The organism is Magnetococcus sp. PR-3, from assembly GCF_036689865.1.
Taxonomy (GTDB): Bacteria; Pseudomonadota; Magnetococcia; order Magnetococcales; family Magnetococcaceae; genus Magnetococcus.
Genome location: NZ_JBAHUQ010000023.1, coordinates 35,280 through 56,366, shown reverse-complemented (window position 1 = coordinate 56,366; position 21,087 = coordinate 35,280). Strand labels below are relative to the sequence as shown.

Genomic DNA, 21,087 nt, shown 5'->3' with positions numbered 1-21,087 from the left:
GTGCTCCAAAATTCAAAGTTCAGTTTCCGTACAGGATAGCGCCAATAAACCCATTGGCCTATCCATCAACACCCTTCATTAAAAGGCACACTATACCCCCCTCTACTGAAAAACCAGGGACACCGGTGTAACGGTTTTTCTACAAACCTGCAACAGAGACAAGTCATTATCCATCAAGCAAAAAAATCCCCCTTATCGCTCTATTCAACCCAACGATGCACCATGCTCAAGCCCAATAAGGAGACCAACCGTGTCCCCTATATGCGCCTCCCCTTTTCAACCGGGATAAAGTCCCTCTTGCGGGCACCTACCGGCCCAACTACAGAGCTCTTTTTTTATTTACAGACCTGCGCCAACGACGGCCAGGCCAGGTAGGCAAACCAACGGCCAAAAAATACCCCCGGCAGCCAACCGTTATGACCATACGCACAAAGCACCATGAGAACGCCCCTCAATCCTCAACATGCCTCAAGAGATCAAACTGGTGAGGGCAACCATAGCCACCTGCCCTAATAGGGGCGATCAGACAACGGATCTAAAGCCCATAGACCAGAGAAGTGACCACACCACACGGTATAACCAAAAGCCTTGGGGGCGTGAACAGGCACCATCACGGTTGGAGACACCACACACCAGCGCCTCCCCCCCTTAAGCGTTCCCCCTTTCAATGAAAGCCACCAACCACGATGGCACCGCGCTATGCAGAGGGTCAACCATCAACCAGGGGGATAAAGGGGCATTTAAAGGGTAAGCCACCAACCGCGATGTACAGCTCTATGCAGAGGGTCAGCCATCAACCTGGGGGATAAAGGGGCATTTAAAGGGTAAGCCACCAACCGCGATGTACAGCTCTATGCAGAGGGTCAGACATCAACCAGGGGGATAAAGGGGCATTTAAAGGGTAAGCCACCAACCGCGATGTACAGCTCTATGCAGAGGGTCAGCCATCAACCAGGGGGATAAAGAGGGGCTTAGAGGAGCTGCCCCTGAGTTGCCAACTCATACCGGGACATAACGTTGCAGCACATCCAGCAGGCGCTTCTTTTTAATGGGCTTGCTTAAGTGTTTGTCACAACCCGCCTCCAGACAACGCTGCCGCTCTTCTTCCATGGCATGGGCTGTTAAGGCCAAAATGGGAATAGAGTTACGCATGTTGCGCTCTTCCCAGGAGCGGATCTGGCGGGTGGCCTCATAACCATCCATCACCGGCATTTGCATATCCATTAAAATCAGATCAAAGCGCTTACCCGCACAATATTTTTCCACCGCCTCGGCCCCGTTATAGGCCACGGTTAAGGTGTGGGCACTGTTCTTTAAATAGGTTTTGATCAGAAGCTGATTATCCTCAGCATCCTCCACCAACAGAATATGCAAACCCTGCTGACGCCCCCCCTGGGTTTGGGACAGCTCCGCCACCTCTTCAGGAGCCGATGCCTGAGGGAGATAGAGATGGCACCAAAAACGGCTGCCAGACCCAGGCTGGCTATCCAACTGTAACTCCCCCTGCATCAGCGCCACCAGATGGCTACTGATACCTAGCCCCAAACCGGTGCCACCGTGGTTACGGGTGGTGCTTTCATCCGCCTGGGAAAAGGGTTGAAAAATGCGCGTATGGTGCGCGGGATCAATGCCAATACCACTATCGGTCACCTGCAGGGTTAAAAACCCCTCTTTTTCACACCTCATCTCCACAAATATGGTGCCATGGTGGGTAAATTTAATGGCGTTGCCCACCAAGTTCAGCAGGATCTGATAGATCTTGGCGCCATCCCCCCAGACCCACTCTGGCACCGTTTCAGCAACCTGGTAGGTCAGACTGTTATGACGCTGTTCGGCACGCATAATTTGTGATTGAACCACCTCCTCCACCAAATGGCGAAGGGCAATCCGTTCACGCTTTAAAGAGAGCCGACCCGACTCAATGGTGGCCAGATCCAATACATCGTTGATCAACCGCAGCAAACTATCGCCGTTGCGGGAGAGAACCTGAAGATAATCTTTTTGTGTTTGAGAGAGCTTGGTATCGGACAAGATATCCGCCATACCAATCATGGCGTTCAGCGGGGTACGCATCTCATGGCTCATGTTGGTCACAAAAGTACTCTTGGCGCGTGAGGCCTGACCAGCCTGTTGCAGCGCAGCCTCCAGTGCCTGCTGAGAATCACTCAACGCTTGCTCCCGGCTAATCACCTGTTCCTGCATAACCTGGAACGCTGTAATCAGCTGACCAAACTCATCGTTATCCTGCCCAACCACCTGGGTATTGCGGTTGCCCCTCGCCATACTCTCAATCGCCATCCGCAACTCTAACAAGGGCTTACCCACAGTACGCCGGTAGGCCCACTGCACGATCAAGGTAATAATAACCACCAACATCAGGGAGATCGCAGCGTTGCGTAGCAGATGATTCAACGCCTCATCCAACAAACGTTGATCACTGCCATAAAGGGTCAGTTGACCAATGTACTCTTTGCGGCTGTCATGCTCAAAATAGATGCGTTCCCGTTTAACCCACTGCGCCGGATGACCAACCTGTTTATCCCCCACATAGGCCAAGGATTGCCCATTGTGATCATGCAGGGCCACACTCAAGATATCGGCATCCTGCACAATAGCGGAGAGCACCAGCTGAGCCGGTCCAATTTCCAAATTCCACAACATATTGGATAGCGCCCGACTTTGCAGGGAGGCCACCACATCCAACCGTTTTTGCAAGCCATCAACCGCATTATAGTAGCTGCTTAACTCCACAATGAGAAAAAGCGGGATTGAGAGCAGAAAAACCAAAGAGGCCACAACCCGTATGAAGCGTCCTTGGATCGAGCGGAACCGGCCCGGCATGGATGAAGGTGTGGAAGCATCACTCTTTGCCGAACGGCGCATCATTGATAGCGCGCCACATAGGCTTGCCAACGCGCATAGTATGTTTTATTGGCAAGTTGTTGATTCACCCAGTGTTTCAGATCTGCATTCCCCCCTGCTACCATTAAATAGCGATCATACACCTGATGCTGCTGAGGCAGGACATGCAAAGGACTATCTGCCGAGGAGAGCTGGGCCAGAAAATAGCGGGCGGCTGAACGGGGCATTAAGGTGACATCAACATGGCCGTTTAAAAGCTTGTTGATATTATCTTGCAGGTTAGAGGCGTTCACCCGCCGCAACGCCCCACTGCGTTCAATATAAGGATCAATCGCTTTATAGTGGTGCCCATAAACCCCACCTAAAACCAAGCCATCCAGACTGGCTGGCCCTGAATAGGATGTTAGCCGATCCTTGCGCGCCACCAGCACATTACTATCCCCTTTCATCAGGGGTATTTGGCTCCAGTGGTAGCGATGCTGAGCTTTATCCTTAAACCACACGGGGTGCACCCAGGGTACCAAAGCCACCTGTTCCGTAGTCAACCAGCGGTTCAGATAGGGGCGAGAGACCGACTGTACTGTAAACCGGTAGCGCCCTTCGCTTTGCTGGGTTAGCCAGCGGGCCAGATCATGACTAAGACCTTGATCTTCATTCAGAATAAAAGGCGGATGGGTGTGATAGGTTAACAGCGGCACATCAACAGGCTGCCCATGGGCAATGGGTGGCAGGAGCAGCAAGCTCAGCCAAACGATCCACACGCCCCTAAGACCGGCACCCCAAACCGGTTTAAACAACACAGACACAGCGTCTCCCCTCACATCTCACCCATTCACGATTTACGCTAAGGTAAGAATAACTTAACCCTGCAACGAAGGGAAACAAGAACCCCCATATGTGTCCAAAAATAGCCAAAACTGACAAAAAAGAGAACCGAAGTTCTCTTTTCCGGGGTGTTCACCGTGTTAGATCAAGCACTGTTTCTGGGCCAGCTCTTCGGTTAAAACCCGCTGGTTCTCACTATAATCCACCGGCAGTTCGATCAGATGCACCCCAGGGGTTGCCAAACAGTGGCAGAGCAGCTCTTCAAACAGCTCGGTACGGTCCACACGCCACCCTTGGGCCCCATAGCTTTGGGCATACAGCACAAAATCAGGGTTGCCATAATCCAGGCCAAAATCGTCAAACCCCATCGCCTCCTGCTTCCACTTGATCATACCATATGCGTTATCCCGCAAGACGATCACGACCAGATCAAGCTTAAGACGCACAGCGGTTTCTAGCTCCTGAGAGTTCATCATGAACCCGCCATCTCCACACACCGCCACAACTTTTCGTTCAGGGTGGGTAATTTTAGCGGCTAAGGCTGAGGGTAAACCAGCCCCCATGGTCGCCAAAGCATTATCCAACAGCACCGTATTGCGCTGGTAGGCAAAGTAGTTACGCGCCACCCAGATTTTATAGATACCATTATCCAAGGTTAAAATACCGTCATCAGGCATAGCCCGCCGCAAATCACGCACAAACCGCTGGGGTTTGATGGGAAAATCCGGGGCATCCCCTCGCTCAGCAATACGCAGTAGGTTCTCTTTACGGATTTTTTTATAGTAGGCAAAATCCCAATGGGGTTGTGGCTCAATGGTGGCGGTAAGCTGCTTGACACTACCGGCGATATCCCCAATCACCTCCATGGTCGGGAAGTAAACATCATCAACTTCCGCCGCATAAAAGTTCACATGGATCACCTCAGCCGTACCGGTATGCCCCATAATGGCCGGTGGCTTTTCGGTCACATCATGCCCCATACATATGATCAAATCAGCCCGATCAATGGCACAGTGCAGATAGTCCCCTTCGGTCAAGGCTGCGGTCCCTAAAAAAGTCTCTTGCCGTTCATCCAACACCCCTTTACCCATTTGGGTATTAAAAAAGGGAATGCCGGTTTTCTGCACAAAATCTTGTAAATACTTAGAGACCCGCCGCCTATTGGCCCCAGCGGCCAACATCATCAGTGGGCGGGTAGCTTGTTGAATACGCTGCACCGCACGCGCAATGGCAATGTCATCGGCCTGGGGTCGGCGCAGCCATATTTTAGACATGGCCTGATTAAGGGTGTACTCCTGGGCGATATCTTCCGGCAGCTCCAAATGCACCGCACCAGGTCGCTCCTGCTCCGCCCGTTTAAAGGCCTCAGCAACCATTGAGGGAATTTTATCGGCCGAGGGCACTTGCTCCGCAAATTTGGTAATGGGGGCCATGGTGGCCACCACATCCAGGATCTGAAAACGCCCCTGCTTGCTTTTTTTAATGGGCTTTTGCCCGGTAATCACCACCAACGGCATACCCCCCAACTGGGCATACGCCACCCCTGTGGTTAGGTTGGTAGCCCCAGGCCCCAGGGTGGTCAGCGCCACCGCAGCGCGGCCAGTTAAGCGCCCATAGGTCGCCGCCATAAAGGCCGCAGCCTGTTCATGACGGGTCAAGATCAGCTTAATGGAGGCACCACGCAAGGCATGCAGAAAATCCAAATTCTCTTCACCCGGCACACCAAAAATATACTCAACACCCTGCTCTTCCAGACACTTCACCAGCAGGTCTGCCCCTTTTTGGCCATTCGGGGTTGTCTCTTGCAAAACGGACATCGGTCACACCTCCTCTAGCAAAATTCCCAATGTTTTTTTGGAGCCGAAACCAAAGGGAAAATTCCACAAAAAAACCCAATCTGGACAAATATAGTCCAGGTTGGGTTTTTTATAATCCTAATCTTTGCCAACCAGCCTGAAATTATGCCTCAGCAACCTTTAACGGCTTGCGCATCAGCTCAAACATACGCGACGCGGTACGCTCATAGGTAAAGGAGACCGGCCCTTCGGTACAGAGCTCATCAACCGGGGCTGCGGCATCAATACGCAGTGGAATGCCGTGTTCATAGAGCAGGTCAATCAACACCACCATACGCAGCGCCGGATCGGAGAGCTCTTCGGTCAACAGTGGAATATCTGACAACAACACCACATCGGCTTTTTTACACAGGTCCAAATACTCGGTCCGCCCCAAGCTCTGTTCACACAGCTCGGCAAAGTCAAACCAGTAACACCCATTACCCACGCCGATGGCGGTCACCTCCTCTTTTTTAAGCTTCATCACTTTGGGCAGGGCCGCTACACCCGCGCACTCTTCAAAGATCTGATCAAAAGTCTGGGGCTCCCCTTCACTACCATCGGTCAGGGGGTTACGGCGCCAATCCACACCATGGGCCAGATCTAAAATGATCACATTTTGCTGCAAGACCTTAAGGAAGGGGATAAAGCTGAGTCGATTATAGCCGCCCTGGAACAGATTTTCCGGTGCCCAGTTACTGGTGGCACACAGAGTAACCCCACACTTAAAGAGTGACTCCAGCAGGCGCCCCAACAACATGGCATCGCCAATATTAGTCACAAAAAACTCATCAAAACAAAGCAGACGGGTCTCTTGGGCAATTTCACTGGCGATATAGTCCATCATATCGATGCCACGGGGTGGATTACAGCGGTGCATACGCTGGTGCAGCTCTTCCATAAAGGGATGAAAGTGCACCCGACGCTTCTCTGAAACCGCCGCCGCATCAAACAGCAGCTGCATAAGCATGGATTTACCACGCCCGACAGGACCGTGCAGATAAAGACCCCGGGGTACTTTTTTACCCTCCAGCGGACGCCACACCTGTAGACCGCGCTTTTCAACCCGCTCAACAGGCAGGTTCATACGCTCGGCCAGGATATCCAACTGAGGAAGGACCGCCACCTGATCGCCATCGTCGCGCAAGGTGCCAGCGTTGACACGCGCGGTAAAGAGATCAGAGGGATGGATGGATTGCATACGGGACATGAAGTCTCTCCACAATGGTGCGCAAACCGTATTTCACACCATTTCATGTGTACTGATCACTCGACCGATACGGCTAACCAGCATGACGGGGGTTTTGACACCCGTTTTTCGCTTAAAACCCGTACGGAGTGATTCATGAATGGACACATCATATCCCAAATAGCTACTTATAGGCCAATCAACATTTCAGATGCGTACCATTTCCCATATTTATTACACTTTAATTTTGTATTTAATCAACTTCACCCACATAAGCCAGCCAATCCTGCGCATAGGTCAGCTTCACCTGCTCCGCCGCCCCCTCAACGGTTATGACCTTATGGTTCAGACGCGTAAACAGTTCGGGCAACGAGTGACTCTGCCACCCCTGTTGCTGGGCATGATCCAACACCTCTTTCAGGGCATCCGCCTGATAACGCTGGGGAGTTTGTATCGCAACCAAACCATCACGTGGCACCATCTCCAACAACGATCCTCCCTGTACTCTGGCCAGAGAGTCTCGGACCGGCCGGGGAACAACAGGCACCACCGCCTGGGCGCCCCTATCGGCAGCCATCACCCGTTCAAACACGGCATCTGGCACGTTTGGTCGTACCACATCATGCACAAGCAGCGTCGCACCAGTGGCCATACGCACCCCGATCTGCACACTCTCCTGCCGCAGCGCACCGCCCACCACCAACTGCACCTGCTCAGCAAACACAGACTGCCAAGCTGACACCAGCGCAGAGTCTGGCAGAACCACCACCACGGCATCACACCAAGGTTGTAAGCTGGCCACCCCACGCTCCAGAAGGGAGACCCCCTCTTTTTTTAACAAAGCTTTAGGCCCTAACCCCATTCTTTGCCCAAGCCCAGCGGCCAACAACAGGCCAGTTACCCCCTCCATACCGCCACTCCTCTCTCCAACACCCTACAGAGCCCCTATGACACAACCAACACTAGCCACCTACCCCACACGGCATGGCGGCGATGTTCTGGGCAATACGCACCCCGGCACGGCCATCCGTTAAATCCCCAAACAGATCTTGCCGTACGGCCTGACGTGCCTGGGCCCGGTCATAGGGGTTTTCCAGTGCCTCTGTAATAGCACCGGGCAGTTCATCGACCGTAAACAGCTCATGGGCAACATGACGGTACTGCCACTCTGGCCCCTGCTGATCATAGTGTGCAGCCTGTTTGGCTTCGGGGTTGGTCAATACAATAATGGGGCGATCCAAGGCCAAGAATTGCAACATGACACTAGAGACATCACTGACCAACAGATCGGCACGCGCCAAATAAGGCATCACATCCGCAGCCGGGTCATCCACCAGATGAATTGCCGGGTGGGCACGGGCCATCTGCCGCCACTGATCGATCCATTGGGGATGGTGCCCCCAAGTGACAGGGTGTGGCTTAATGAGCACCGTAATATCCGACCGACCCGCCAACAGGGCATCCGGCAAGGCCTGCCCCAACATAGGCTGGGCTGACAATGCGGCATTCCAGGTCGGCGCATATAAAACAACCTTATGATTACGTGGAATAAAGGGTGGGATGTTCACCGCTCCCCCTTGAAACAGGGAATCCATTTGCGGATAACCGGTAATCCACACCGCTTGCCGTGGCCGCCCCCCTCTAAGCGTGTAGTTTTCACCACTGGCATGGCTGGTCAGACAGGCATAATCACTCACCCGTGCCGAGAGATAGGTAATATTTTTACTGATCAAACCGTGGCGCACCCACACAAAAGGCACCCCTTTAAACGGGTGACGCAACAACGATGCGTGGGACTCCGCCACCACCAGCACATCCGGCTCAAACCATCGCAACTCCTCCACCCAAGGAGAGACCATAACCTGCATGCCTAAAGCCCGACAAGCCTCCGCCACTGACTTTAATATATGATAGTGATAAGGCACATTCAGATGCAGCCCAACCCGCCGCGCGCCTGGGGCTGCTTGCTGCTCAATATTGGCCAAAGCAACCTGCGCAAACAGATGTTCAGGCACCGCCTTGAGCACCCGCTGTAAACGCAACACCGCCTGATCCACCGCCTTCAACCCCAGATCAGCCAACGCCAAATAGTAGTGAAGCTGCGCCCCACCCGCCTGGGCCTTAAGCTGACGGCGAAAAAGAGCCTTAGCCTCACCAAACCGCCCAGCCTGATAGAGCGCCACACCATACTCAACCGACCCATTTTTAGACGCACCCAACCGTGCCGCCACCTGCTGTAACCGCTGCTCAGGGGTGTGTGCATAGCGCTGGGCCATCTGCAAATTATTGCGGGCCGCACCGTGCTTAGGGTCACACACCAAAGCTTGGCGATACGCCGCTACAGCCTCGGTTACAAGGGCGCACTCCTGATACGCCAACCCCAGCAGAGACCACATATCTCCCCGTGACCCATGCTTGGCAAGCCCCGTTTTTAGAAGTTGAACAACCTCACGGGCACCATGCTGGGGTAACAAGGCATGGGCCAACCCCATGATCCCCTGAAAATGATCGGGCTGCAGCTCAAGCAGCGCCCTAAAGCAGCGCTCCGCCTGTGAAAAAGCGTAGACCTCCAGCAACATCTCCCCCATATAGAGCAAAACAGGCGCTGTGCTCGGCATCGGGTCAAAGGCTTGCGTTAAAGCGGGTTGTGCCGCTTCACGGTGACCTTGGCGCATCAACAACAGCGCCAGGTAAAAATGAAAAATGGGCGTGGCTGGCCACAGCTGTGTGGCATGCCGCCAGACAGCCTGCTCTTTTTCCACCGCAGAGACTCTCCCATAGATCAGCCCAAGAACTTCACAAACCCGAGGATCCTGCGGGTACTGCGCAAACAACTGCTCGGCCTGGGCCACCGCCCCCTCAAACGGGCCTTTTTGCAGCCTGCCCCGCAGCTCACCCAACCGCACCTTCAGGGATGCTTCGGTCATGGCACATCCACAGCATCACCACCATACTCATAGCGATGTTGGGCCGATTCGATAATCAGATCCATGGCGGCCAAACTACGGGCTACATCCCGCTTGGGATCCTGCTGCCCCAAAGAGACCAACCAGCTACGCACCTGACGACTCTCCAACGGGGAAAGCGCCAACCCCTGCACAGGCTTATACCCATCTTGACCAGCCACCTGCAACGCCCCCGGCAAGAGCGGCTGCCCCACGGCGAGCTCGGCGGCCCAAACCGTCCAGGCGTGCTGCATCTCCCATTGATCTACCTTATAGTCACCGTCCAGATCATAGCCTGCAACTTTGGCGACAAAAGGAACCCGGCGGCCATCCAGCGTGGACAACAGACTGCCGATGCCGATTTTATTTTTTGCTTCACGAAGATTTTCGACATTATCTTCCAAATTATGCAATCCCACCTCATCGGCTGGCAGGGAACTTTGGGCTGTTACTTGAAGATCTGTCATCAGCGCCGTCAAAGGCCTAACAGACCCGCCACCCCCCACAATAACCAACTGCGAAAGCGGCACCTCACGGGGCCCAGGAAAGCTGACACACCCACCCACTAGAAACAATAATAACAAATACTTAACCATAGACTTAGCCATACGAAATACTCCCACACTTATGCCACCAAAAGGGGTCTCACAACACCTTGCTTATTCACCTCAACCCACAACACTTTCGAACACAATCGTTACATAACACACACAACCTTCGAAACGATGCAAATATTGCTTCGATAAGCAAGCCAAAAAAAGGGTTCCATTGATAATTTTCATGCCTATTTTGAGCGACTTTAACCATCTTATTCTCACTAAATATGTGGTATTTTCTACACGGGGGCAGAAACCTAATCGGGACGCGTGCGCGTAAGGAAATCGCAACCCTTTGAATTATCTGCCAAAACCTTTTATCGCTATATAAATGCGACCTTGCTAGGATCGAGCCAACCATGAGCAAGCATGTCGACGCCACAATGTGGCAACGAAATATCCAAGATACCAACGCAGAGATCCAATCTGCTCCTGAGGCCGTAGACGGGGTCATCCAATTCCAGGATGTCCAGCTACTGACCCGGGGCGATTTTAGCCGCGATGGTGACAACCTAATCATCACCAGCACCAAGGGTGAACGCATTGAAGTGGAGGACTACTTCAACGGCGAGAGCCCCGTGTTGCAAAGCATGGGGGGGGGCACCAGCCTGTTGCCAGACATGGTGCAGATGCTGCTGCCGGATACACCGGCGCCGGTCTCACTGGTGGCCGGCCCTGCCCTATTCAGCGAGGGTGGTGTCACGGATGCCGAGCTGGAGCAGGTGGCGAACATTGCTCAGATGGCTGGCAAGGTGGTGGTCAAAGGCGCAGATGGCTCTCTGCGCATCGTCGAAGAAGGCGACCCCATTTTTGCGGGTGACGTCGTGCGCACCACCACCGGTCAAGTCCAGCTCAACTTGATCGACGGCGGTTCGTTCCAGATTGGTGTCCAGGCACAAGCGGCGATGGAAAGCCTGCTTTACAACCCTGACTCTGGTGAAGGTCAATTCAGTGCGACGGTACTGGGGGGCTTTTTCAGCTACAAATCTGGTGGCGTAGGCACCTTACACGCGCAAGCCCACACCACCATTCGCACCCCATCCGCCATGATTGCAGTTCGCGGCTCCGAACTGCAAGGCGAAGTCACCCCCAGCGGTCAAACCACCGTTGTGCACTTGGCTGGTATCCTGGAAATTTCGGATCCCTTTGGTAACGGCGTTGTCTCCCTGACCGAACCTGGTCAGGCCACAGCGGTTACCTTTGGTCAGCGCCCTGAACCGGTTTTCCGTGCCCCTGCCCAGTTGTTGGAGCGCTTTAACAAACATCTACCCGCCTCCCTGCAGCAAGACCGAGGGGACGATGCCCCCGGTGAGGGTGGTGAAGATGGCCCCAAACCCCAAGAGGGACAGCTTAACCCTGAAACACTGCTGTTCTTGGCCAACTTGGCGGTGGGTCTGGAGCTGTTTGGTATCGTGGGTATTGAGGGTATTGATCTGCACCACGGCGAAGACCACTTCCAGCTGGAACCCCCAGAGGATGGCAACGAACGCCGCGACCGCACCCAAGAGCTACGCCCGGAGAACTCATCGGCCCCCACCTGGTTGGCCGATCCAAGTGATGGCTCATCACTGGTGACCGTCACGTTGCAAAATGCCACAGACAGCTCTGTAACCTACGATACGGTGACGGAAGATGTCGATACCATCATCATCATCGATGCCTCTTCGGCCATCGATTCCGGCACCTACCAAATTGGTCAGATCAGCATTGGCGCCGAGCTCTATATTGGTGGCACTGCGGTTGATACCGCTCTATATGAGATCCTCTCATCCACCGGTGGTATTGTTAAAATTAAGTTCACCCCAACCAACGACCACGCCACTGTGGGCTCCTTGCAAGTACAAATGAGCCTGACGGGGGATGGCTACGACACCTCATTAGGTACCGATGGCATTAAAAATGTCGCCCTGGATATTGTTAATACCAACGACTCCCCCACCATCGACACCAGCAATGAGATCTTCTACGACTATATCTCCACCGGTAACTATGTCACCGCCAAAGACTCCGTGACCGAAGAGGTCAGCGTTATTGTTTATCTGGACACCACCTTTGAGATCCAACTCAATGATGCCGGTGTGACAGATATTGATAACAACGACACCCTGACCTGGGAAGCCACCTATGCCGATGGCACCGCCTTGCCCAGCTGGCTTAAAATCAGCATGGCCAACGACAGCCAAACCGGAGAGCTGGTCCCCAAACTGGTTGGTACCGCAGATACGGAGCGGTTTCAGATTGATACCGACACCGACTTAAGCCTGCGCATCACCGCACGGGATGCCGCCGGTGAAGTGGCCATTACCGATGGCAGCACAGGCAACCCCTATTATGAGATCACCCTTAACGTTAACGATGCCAACCGAGCGCCAACCGTCGTTAACGCACTGATTGATTTCAACTGGACTGAAGATAGCCTGGGCAGTGACGACATTCCGTCCGACACCTTCTCGGATCTTGATGGTGACCCCCTAACCTACTCAGCCACCCTCAGTGGCGGGGCCGATCTACCAAGCTGGCTCTCCTTTGACAGCACCAGTGGCCGTCTTTCCGGCACCCCCACCAACGACTATGTGGGCCAGCTGGAACTGACCATCACCGCCACAGATATTGCCGACGCCTCCGTCTCTACCGGGCTGACCATTAACATCACTAATGTGAATGATGCCCCCACCGTGGCAGAGACCCTGGCCAATCTGTCGATTGAGTCGGATGAGAACCTTGACTACACACTCTCACCAACCCTGTTCAGCGATGTTGATACCGGTGATACCCTGACCCTAACTGCGTTCTTGGAAGATGGTACGCAGATCACCAGCACCACATCTACCGACACCGCGCAGAACACCACCCCCATCTGGCTGAATTTTGATGCCAGCACCGGGGTCTTTTCTGGCGACCCAGGGACCAATGATGAAAACACCACGTTGACGGTAAAGGTCCACGCAACCGATGGTTCCGGGGCCACCACCTTTACCAGTTTTGGTATTACCGTGACCGAACCCAACACGGCACCGGTCAACGCCAATATCATCTCCGTGGCGGATATTGATGAAGATGTCAGCTTTGTCTACCAAATTCCCGACGGCACCTTTACCGATGCCGAAGGCGATGCCCTGACCTACACCGCCACCCTGTCAGACAACTCTGCCCTGCCCGATTGGCTCTCTTTTGATGCCAGCACCCGCACCTTTAGTGGTACGCCGGGCAATACTGACATCACCCGTGAATCCGGCGCCACCTCCACCGCGCCTTTGAGCATTAAGGTGACCGCCACCGATCCAGCAGGTGAGTCTGCCGAAGCGACCTTCAGCTTTGATGTTATCAACATTAATGACATCCCCACACTGGAGATCGCCCTGACCGATCAAGAGGGTGAAGCGGGTAGTGACTTTAGCTATGTCATCACCACCGACAGCTTTGTGGATGTTGATGCCAACGATAACCTGACCTACACCGCAGCGTTGGCCTCCGGCGCGGCTCTGCCAAACTGGTTGACCTTCCTTAATAGCACCCAAACCTTTAGCGCAACGGCGCCTGAGCAAGGGACCTACACCATTGTTGTCACCGCCACCGACGACAGCAACGACACCGCCTCGGTCAGTGACACCTTCCAACTGGTGGTTTTGGCCCCCAATACGGCCCCCGTGTATGTCGCCGACACCTTGCAGGCACAAAGTGCGACGGAAGATTCCGCCTTTAACTATACGTTCGATTCTTCGGCCTTTACCGATGCCGATGGCGATGATCTGACCTATACCGCGACCCTGCTGGATGGCACCGCTCTGCCCAGCTGGCTAACCTTTGATGCCGACACCCGCACCTTTAGCGGCACCCCCGAAAATGCCCAGGTCGGCACCACCACCTTTAAGGTAACGGCCACCGATGACCGCGGCGAGCCCGCCTCTGGCACCTTTGACATCACCGTGGCCAACACCAATGATGCCCCGGAAGTCAGCAACGCCATCTATGACCTGATTGGTTTCTCCGGCAGTGCGCTCTCTATTGATGCCTCAACAGCTTTCACCGATCAGGATGGCGATACCCTGAGCTACAGTGCTCAGCTGGTTAACGGCTCGGCCCTGCCCGACTGGTTGGTCTTTGATAGCAGCTCAGTAAGCTTTAGCGGTACCCCCACATCGGACTTTGAAAACACCCTGATGGGTATTCAGGTCACGGCAACCGATCCTAGCGGCGCCAGCACCTCGGACTATTTTTATCTCATCGTCTATCCACCCAACAATTTGCCAACCTTGGCCAATGCGGTGGCCGATTCGGTCACGGCGGACCAGTTGACCGCGACGGAAGATGAGTACTACCTGTTCCAGTTGCCCAGCAACACCTTTACCGATGCCGACACCTGGGACTTCCTGACCTACACCGCCACCCTGGCTGATGGCTCCGCACTACCCAGCTGGCTGACCTTTGATGCCGACACCCGCACCTTTGCGGGCACACCAGAGAATGGGGATGTCAGCGCCGGTCTCGCCATTAAGGTAACGGCGGCAGATTTCTATAACGAAGAGATCTCCGACAACTTCACCCTGGTGGTGGCCAACAGTAACGATGCCCCCACGGTGGAAACCGCCAATGCCGACCAAACAGCGGATATTGGTAAATCCTTTGAGTACGCGGTACCCAGCGGCAGTTTTGCGGAGGTCGACAGCGGTGATAGCCTGACCTACACCGCCCTGTTGTTGGATGGCTCAGCCCTACCCAGCTGGTTAAGTTTTGATGCCGACACCCAAACCTTTAGCGGCATCCCTACCAGTGATGATGCAGGGGCCATTGGTGTACGGATTATCGCCACCGATACCAGCAGCGCTACGGTGGAAGATGTCTTCTTCCTGACCGTGGCAGAAGCCAACGACACCCCCATTTTGGCCACCGCACTGGTAGACCAGAGCAACGATGAAGATAGTTTCTTCACCTACCAGTTTGCCGCCAACAGCTTTAGTGATGGCGACACCTTAAGCTACACCGCGACATTAAATGATGGCAGCGACCTACCCAGCTGGCTCACCTTTGATGGCAGCACCCGCACCTTCAGTGGTACCCCACTTAATGATCATGTGGGGGATATTATTGTTAAGGTCACGGCCACAGACCCTGACGGCGCCAATGTAAGCAACACCTTTACGCTCTCTGTCGACAACGTCAATGACCTGCCGACACTGGACAATGCCATTGCGGATCAAACCGCAACAGAGAACACCTACTTCAGCTTTGAAATCCCCGCCAACAGCTTTGGGGATGAGGATGGCGACACCCTCTCTTACGAAGCGGTTATGGCCGATGGCAGCACCTGGCCAACCTGGCTGAATTTTGATCAAGTCAGCGGTAAGTTTACCGGCACACCTGAGACCAGTGATCTCTCCACCTATACCATTAAGGTCTCAGCCTGGGACGGTACCTATGAAACCGATGGGGTGACGAAAAAGACCGTCTCTGACATCTTTACCCTCACCGCTGAGCTGCCCAACACCACCCCCACGTTGGTGACCGCGATTGCCGAACAGAGCGCCACTGAAGATAGCGTCTTTCTATTTACAGTTGCCAGCAGCACATTTTCTGATAGTGATTCGGGGGACTCCCTCACCTACACCGCCACCCAGTTGGATGGCACCGACCTGCCCTCCTGGATCACCTTTGATGGGGATACCCTCACCTTCTTTGGTATTCCAGAGAACGCCGATGTCGGCGCCCTGCAGGTGGTGGTAACCGCCACAGATACCAAAGGCGCCACGGTTAGCGATACCTTTGCCATTACGGTCGCCAACAGCAACGACGCCCCCACCCTGGACAGTGCCCAGGCCGATGTCCAAGGGGAACAAAACGATGCGTTCTTCCTGCAGCTGAGCGACACCGCCTTCTCCGACATTGACAGCGGAGACACCCTGACCTACACCGTCACCCAGGCCGATGGCTCAGCCCTGCCAGACTGGATGACCTTTAACGATACCAGCCTCACCTTAAGCGGCACCCCCACCGCAGAGAGTGATGTCGGCACACTGGCGCTCAAATTCTCTGCCAGTGATGGCACCACCTCCGCCGCAGACACCTTCAACTTGGTGATCCTGAACGCCAATGACGCGCCCACAGTGGATAACGCCATTGGTGATCAAAGTGCGACGGAAGATACCAGCTTCAGCTACACCGTGGCGGCCAACACCTTCAGTGATCCCGACGGGGATACCATCACCTACACAGCAGCGCTTGAGGGCGGCACCACTCTGCCAGACTGGCTTATTTTTGATAGCGATACCCGCACCTTCAGCGGCACCCCCACCAATGATCAAGTGGGGACAGTCACGGTTAAAGTAACGGCGACCGACCCCCGTGGAAACGCTGTTTCAGATGCCTTTGACATCACCGTCAGCAACGTCAACGACGCCCCCGTTGTGAGCGTGGCCCTGGTGGATCAAACCACCGATTATGATGCCCCGTTCCAATACAGCATCACCAGCGGCTCAATTAGTGATGTCGACAGTGGTGATAGCCTAACCTACACCGCCACTTTGGCTGGTGGAGCGGATCTACCCACTTGGTTGAGCTTTGACGCCATTAGCCAAACCTTTACCGGCACCGCAACCAGTACCGATACCGGCACCATTAATGTACGGGTCACCGCCACAGATGGCAGCAGTCAAGCGGTCTCAGACACCTTCTCCCTGACGGTCGAGGTGCCCAACAATGCACCGGTCAGCGCCACCGGCTTGGTTGACCAGACCATTAATGAAGACAGCGCCTTCTCTTATAACATTGCCGCCACGGCCTTTACCGATGCCGATGGCGACAAGCTGACCTATACCGCCACAGAGGTTGATGGTAGCGCCCTGCCCAGCTGGCTCACTTTTGATGGTGACACCCGTACCTTTAGCGGCACCCCAACCAACGATGAGGTCGGCAACTACTACTTTAAAGTGACCGCCACCGATCCTGACGGCGACAGCGCCTCTGCCACCGTCAACATGGTGGTCAGCAATGTAAATGACGCCCCGATCCTGGCCAACAGCTTGGCCGATCAGTTGGTGGATTATGATAGCGCCTATGTACTGACCCTGGATGCCGGCACCTTCACCGATGTTGACAGTGCCGACACCCTGACCTACAGCGTGTCCGACCTTTCCTCCGGCGGGGCCATTCCAAGCTGGCTCTCTTTTGATGCCAGCAGCCGTACCTTTACCGGTACCGCCAGCAGCACCGACACCGGCACCACGGGTATTAAAGTCACGGTGACCGACAGCAGCGGCGCCACCGCGTCGGATACCTTTACCCTGACGGTACAGGCCCCCAACAACGCCCCGACCATTGCCTCGACCCTGGCGGATGTCACAGCCACCGAAGATAGCCTGTTCAAAACCCAGATCAGCAGCAGCATCTTTACCGATGCTGACAGTGGCGACAGCTTAACCTTAACGGCCACCAATCTACCCAGCTGGTTGACCTTTGATGCCGACACCGGCCTGCTGACTGGCACCCCTGCCAATGGGGATGTCGGCACCACCAGTGTCATCATTACCGCCACAGATAAGTCCGGCGCGTCGGTTTCCCAAACCCAGACCATTAATGTAAGCAACGTCAACGATGCCCCAACGGTGGATCAAGGCGCCGTGGACCAGGAAGTGGTTCAGGGCGAGGCGTTCCGTTATGAAGTCTCCGGCACTACGTTTGCAGATGTCGACGCGGGGGATAGCCTGAGCATTTCGGCCAACCTGGTCGGGACCGGCACCTGGCCCAGCTGGTTAACCTTTGATGCCGACACCGCCACCTTTACCGGCACCCCTGCCAGTACCGATAAGGGGGGTGTGGTCATTCGCCTAACCGCCACCGATGAGAGTGGTGAAACGGTATCCGACGCCTTTGAGCTGCTGGTCTCCGAGACCTTCACCGGGGCGTTTGTGGATAGTGAGGTTATTGGCGTTACCTACACCCTTAAAGATAGTGAAGGCACCACCCTCTCGACCGGCACCACCGACACCAGCGGTCAGTTTAACTACGCCTCGGGCAACACGGTCTCCTTCTCCATTGGGGATATCGTACTGGGTGAGGTTGCTGCCAGCAGCATCATTACCCCTCTGGATTTTGTGACGGATGGGGATCTGGATGAGGTCACCAACATTCTGCGTTTCTTGCAAACGCTGGATGAAGATGGCAATGCCGAAGATGGTATTGAGATCAACCAGGATGCCATTGATGCCGCAACCGGTATCACCATTGACTTTAACCAATCGGTAGCCGACTTCGCCGCCGACACCACCCTGACCACCTACCTGACCAACGCCGGTGCCGGTGGCAGCTTGTCGGTGAGTAATGAAGCGGCGTGGGAGCACTTTGTCTCCACCCTGGACGGTCTGAGCGAGACCTCTGGCTTTGGTGTCTTCTCCACCAATGGCGATGACAGCCCGCTGGCCATTGAGGATGCCCCCTTCTCCTACAGTGTGCTGCTGACAGACATCACCAGCGACACCAGCGCCAGCACCATGAGCGTCACCCAGATCGATGGTAGCGCCCTACCCAGCTGGATGACCTTTGATACCGACACCTTCACCTTTACCGGTACACCGGCCAATGGCGATGTCGGCACCATAGCGCTGAAATTTATCGCCAAAGATAGCACCGGCAACACCGTGGGTAGCAAGACCGACTCGCTCTCAGTGGTGAACATCAATGATGCCCCGACCCTGGCCTTGTCCGTCGCGGACCAGACCACGGAAAGTGATGAAAACTTTATCTTTGAGCTGGCCAGCGGCACCTTTACCGATATTGATAATGGCGACATCCTGACCCTGTCTGCCACCTTGGCCAATGGGGACAGCCTCTCCACCACCGGTTGGTTGAACTTTGATGCCGACACCGGTCTGTTCAGTGGCACCCCAGCCACCACCAATGCCGGAACCACCAGCATTATTCTGACGGCAACAGATAGCGCTGGCTCGAGTGATTCTGAGGTGTTTGACATTACCGTCACCACCCCCAACACCAAGCCCTATGTGGCCAACGAGAGCGCCTTCGACAGTATTTCGGCCACTCAGGACAGCCGCTTCAGCTTCCGTTTTGCCGCCGATACCTTTACCGACGATCAGGGCGACGCCCTCACCTATAGTGCCACGCAGATCAACGGCAGCGCGCTCCCCACCTGGCTCACCTTTGATGCCGACACCCGCACCTTTAGCGGCACACCAGGTAATGATGAGACCGGCACCGTCAACATTAAGGTAACCGCCACCGATACCAGCAACCTGTCGGGTTCCGCCGCCTTTAGTTTTGAGGTGGCTGATATCAATGACGCCCCCCTCGCCCATGGTCTGGTTACCTCACAGACCGCCACCGAGGGTACGCCCTTTAGCTACACCATCCCCACCGGTGAGTTTACCGATGCCGATACAGACGACTTCCTCTCGGTCAGTGCCACCGGCCTGCCCAGCTGGCTGACCTTTGATATCAGCACCAACACCTTCACCGGCACCCCAACAGGGAGTGACGCGGGTCAATCAATCATTCATCTTTCAGCCTTTGACAGTATTGGTGCGACCGCCTCCTCCGCCTTCTCCCTGACGGTTACCGCCACCAACGATGCTCCTGAAGCAGATGAGACGGCAATCTCCGATGTAACCATTACGGAAGATGAAGCCTACTCCTTGCAGATCGGTAGTGCCGGTATCTTCACCGATGGTGATGGCGACATCCTGACCTACACCGCCACCAGTGTATCCAGCGCGGGCACCCTGCCCACCTGGTTAACGTTTGATAGCAGCACCGGCTTGCTCAGCGGCACACCAGGTGATGGCGATGCCGACAGTACCGCCATTAAACTCACCGCCAGCGACCCCAATGGCGCAACCGCCTCGGTCACCTTTACCCTGACCGTGAGCGAAGTGAACGATATTCCCACCCTGGACACCGCCTTGGTGGACCAGACGGTGGATATCAACACCCGTTTTGAGTACACCTTTGACAGCAGCAGCTTCTCAGATGCGGATGTGAACGATGTTCTGAGCTACAGCGTGGAACAGGTGAGCATTGACGGCACCACCACCCTACCCAGTTGGTTGGTGTTTGATGCCGACACCCGCACCTTTAGTGGCACCCCAGATAGTGAAACCGCCTACACCTTTAAGGTGACGGCCAGCGATGGCACCGCGACGGCCTCTGATCTCTTTTCGGTCAATGTCATTGATCCCAATGATGCCCCCACGGTGGCCGAGGCCATTGAGACAGGCTCCACCACCGCAAATCGTACCGCTACAGAAGACAGCTCCTTTGTCTTCTCGCTGCCCAGCGGCACCTTTAGTGATGCCGATGGTGATACGCTGACCTACACCGCTACGTTGCTCAATGATACCAGCCTGCCTAGCTGGTTGAGCTTTGATGCTGACTCCCAAACCTTCAGCGGAACCGCCACCAACGATGATGTGGGGGAGATCACCATTAAGGTCACCGCTACGGATCCCAGCGGTGCGCATATCAGTGACTTCTTTAGCCTGACCATTGATAACAGCAATGATAACCCGTACGTCATCACCCGGATTACCGATCAGTCCGCCAATACCGATGGTAGCTTCCTCTACCAGTTTAGTGAGGGCATTTTTGGGGATCTGGATAGTGGCGACAGTTTGAGCTACACCGCCACCCTGCCCAATGGGAACAGCCTGCCTGATTGGTTGGAGTTCGACGCCGCTTCGCGTACCTTCTCTGGTACCCCAGAGAGTACCGACGAAGGCACCATTGTGGTCAAGGTCACCGCCACAGACACCGGCAACGCCAGCATCTCAACCAGTTTTGAGCTCAACGTTACAGCGGTGAACAATGCACCGACCATCGCCGCTGCTGTT

8 protein-coding genes (1 of these 8 cut by a window edge) are annotated in these 21,087 nt (G+C 54.9%); 1 reads left to right on the top strand and 7 read right to left on the bottom strand.

Annotation, left to right across the window (positions count from 1 at the left end; translation table 11 throughout):
- Window positions 1–999: 999 nt before the first annotated feature.
- The 7 genes from V5T57_RS13605 to V5T57_RS13575 all read right to left on the bottom strand — a co-directional run bounded on the left by V5T57_RS13605 (window position 1,000) and on the right by V5T57_RS13575 (window position 10,264).
- Window positions 1,000–2,886 (bottom strand): ATP-binding protein, encoded by a 1,887-nt coding sequence (locus V5T57_RS13605; RefSeq protein WP_332891779.1) that lies wholly within the window; start codon window positions 2,884–2,886, stop codon window positions 1,000–1,002.
- Window positions 2,883–3,668 carry a substrate-binding periplasmic protein gene (locus tag V5T57_RS13600; protein ID WP_332891778.1) on the bottom strand — a complete coding sequence of 262 codons (786 nt, stop codon included), beginning with the start codon at window positions 3,666–3,668 and terminating at the stop codon, window positions 2,883–2,885. The genes V5T57_RS13605 and V5T57_RS13600 overlap by 4 nt, the downstream gene beginning before the upstream one ends.
- Window positions 3,669–3,827: 159 nt before the next feature.
- Window positions 3,828–5,504 (bottom strand): acetolactate synthase large subunit, encoded by a 1,677-nt coding sequence (locus tag V5T57_RS13595; RefSeq protein ID WP_332891777.1) that lies wholly within the window; start codon window positions 5,502–5,504, stop codon window positions 3,828–3,830.
- A 142-nt stretch (window positions 5,505–5,646) separates the two neighbouring features.
- Window positions 5,647–6,732 (bottom strand): cell division protein ZapE, encoded by a 1,086-nt coding sequence (gene zapE, locus V5T57_RS13590; RefSeq protein ID WP_332891776.1) that lies wholly within the window; start codon window positions 6,730–6,732, stop codon window positions 5,647–5,649.
- Window positions 6,733–6,964: 232 nt separating this feature from the next.
- The gene (locus tag V5T57_RS13585) at window positions 6,965–7,621 is read right to left on the bottom strand and encodes an IspD/TarI family cytidylyltransferase (RefSeq protein WP_332891775.1); all 657 of its coding nucleotides are present in this window, start codon (window positions 7,619–7,621) and stop codon (window positions 6,965–6,967) included.
- 52 nt (window positions 7,622–7,673) lie between these two features.
- Window positions 7,674–9,638, bottom strand: a complete 1,965-nt coding sequence (locus V5T57_RS13580; RefSeq protein WP_332891774.1) for a CDP-glycerol glycerophosphotransferase family protein — start codon at window positions 9,636–9,638, stop codon at window positions 7,674–7,676.
- Window positions 9,635–10,264, bottom strand: a complete 630-nt coding sequence (locus V5T57_RS13575; RefSeq protein ID WP_332891773.1) for a hypothetical protein — start codon at window positions 10,262–10,264, stop codon at window positions 9,635–9,637. The genes V5T57_RS13580 and V5T57_RS13575 overlap by 4 nt, the downstream gene beginning before the upstream one ends.
- A gap of 347 nt (window positions 10,265–10,611) precedes the next feature.
- Between V5T57_RS13575 and V5T57_RS13570 the strand changes: the two genes are divergently transcribed.
- Window positions 10,612–21,087, top strand: the 5' end (the start) of a protein-coding gene (locus V5T57_RS13570) for a putative Ig domain-containing protein (protein ID WP_332891772.1). 24,243 nt of this gene lie beyond the right edge of the window; only the first 10,476 of its 34,719 coding nucleotides appear in the window; it begins with the start codon at window positions 10,612–10,614; its stop codon lies off the right edge, out of view.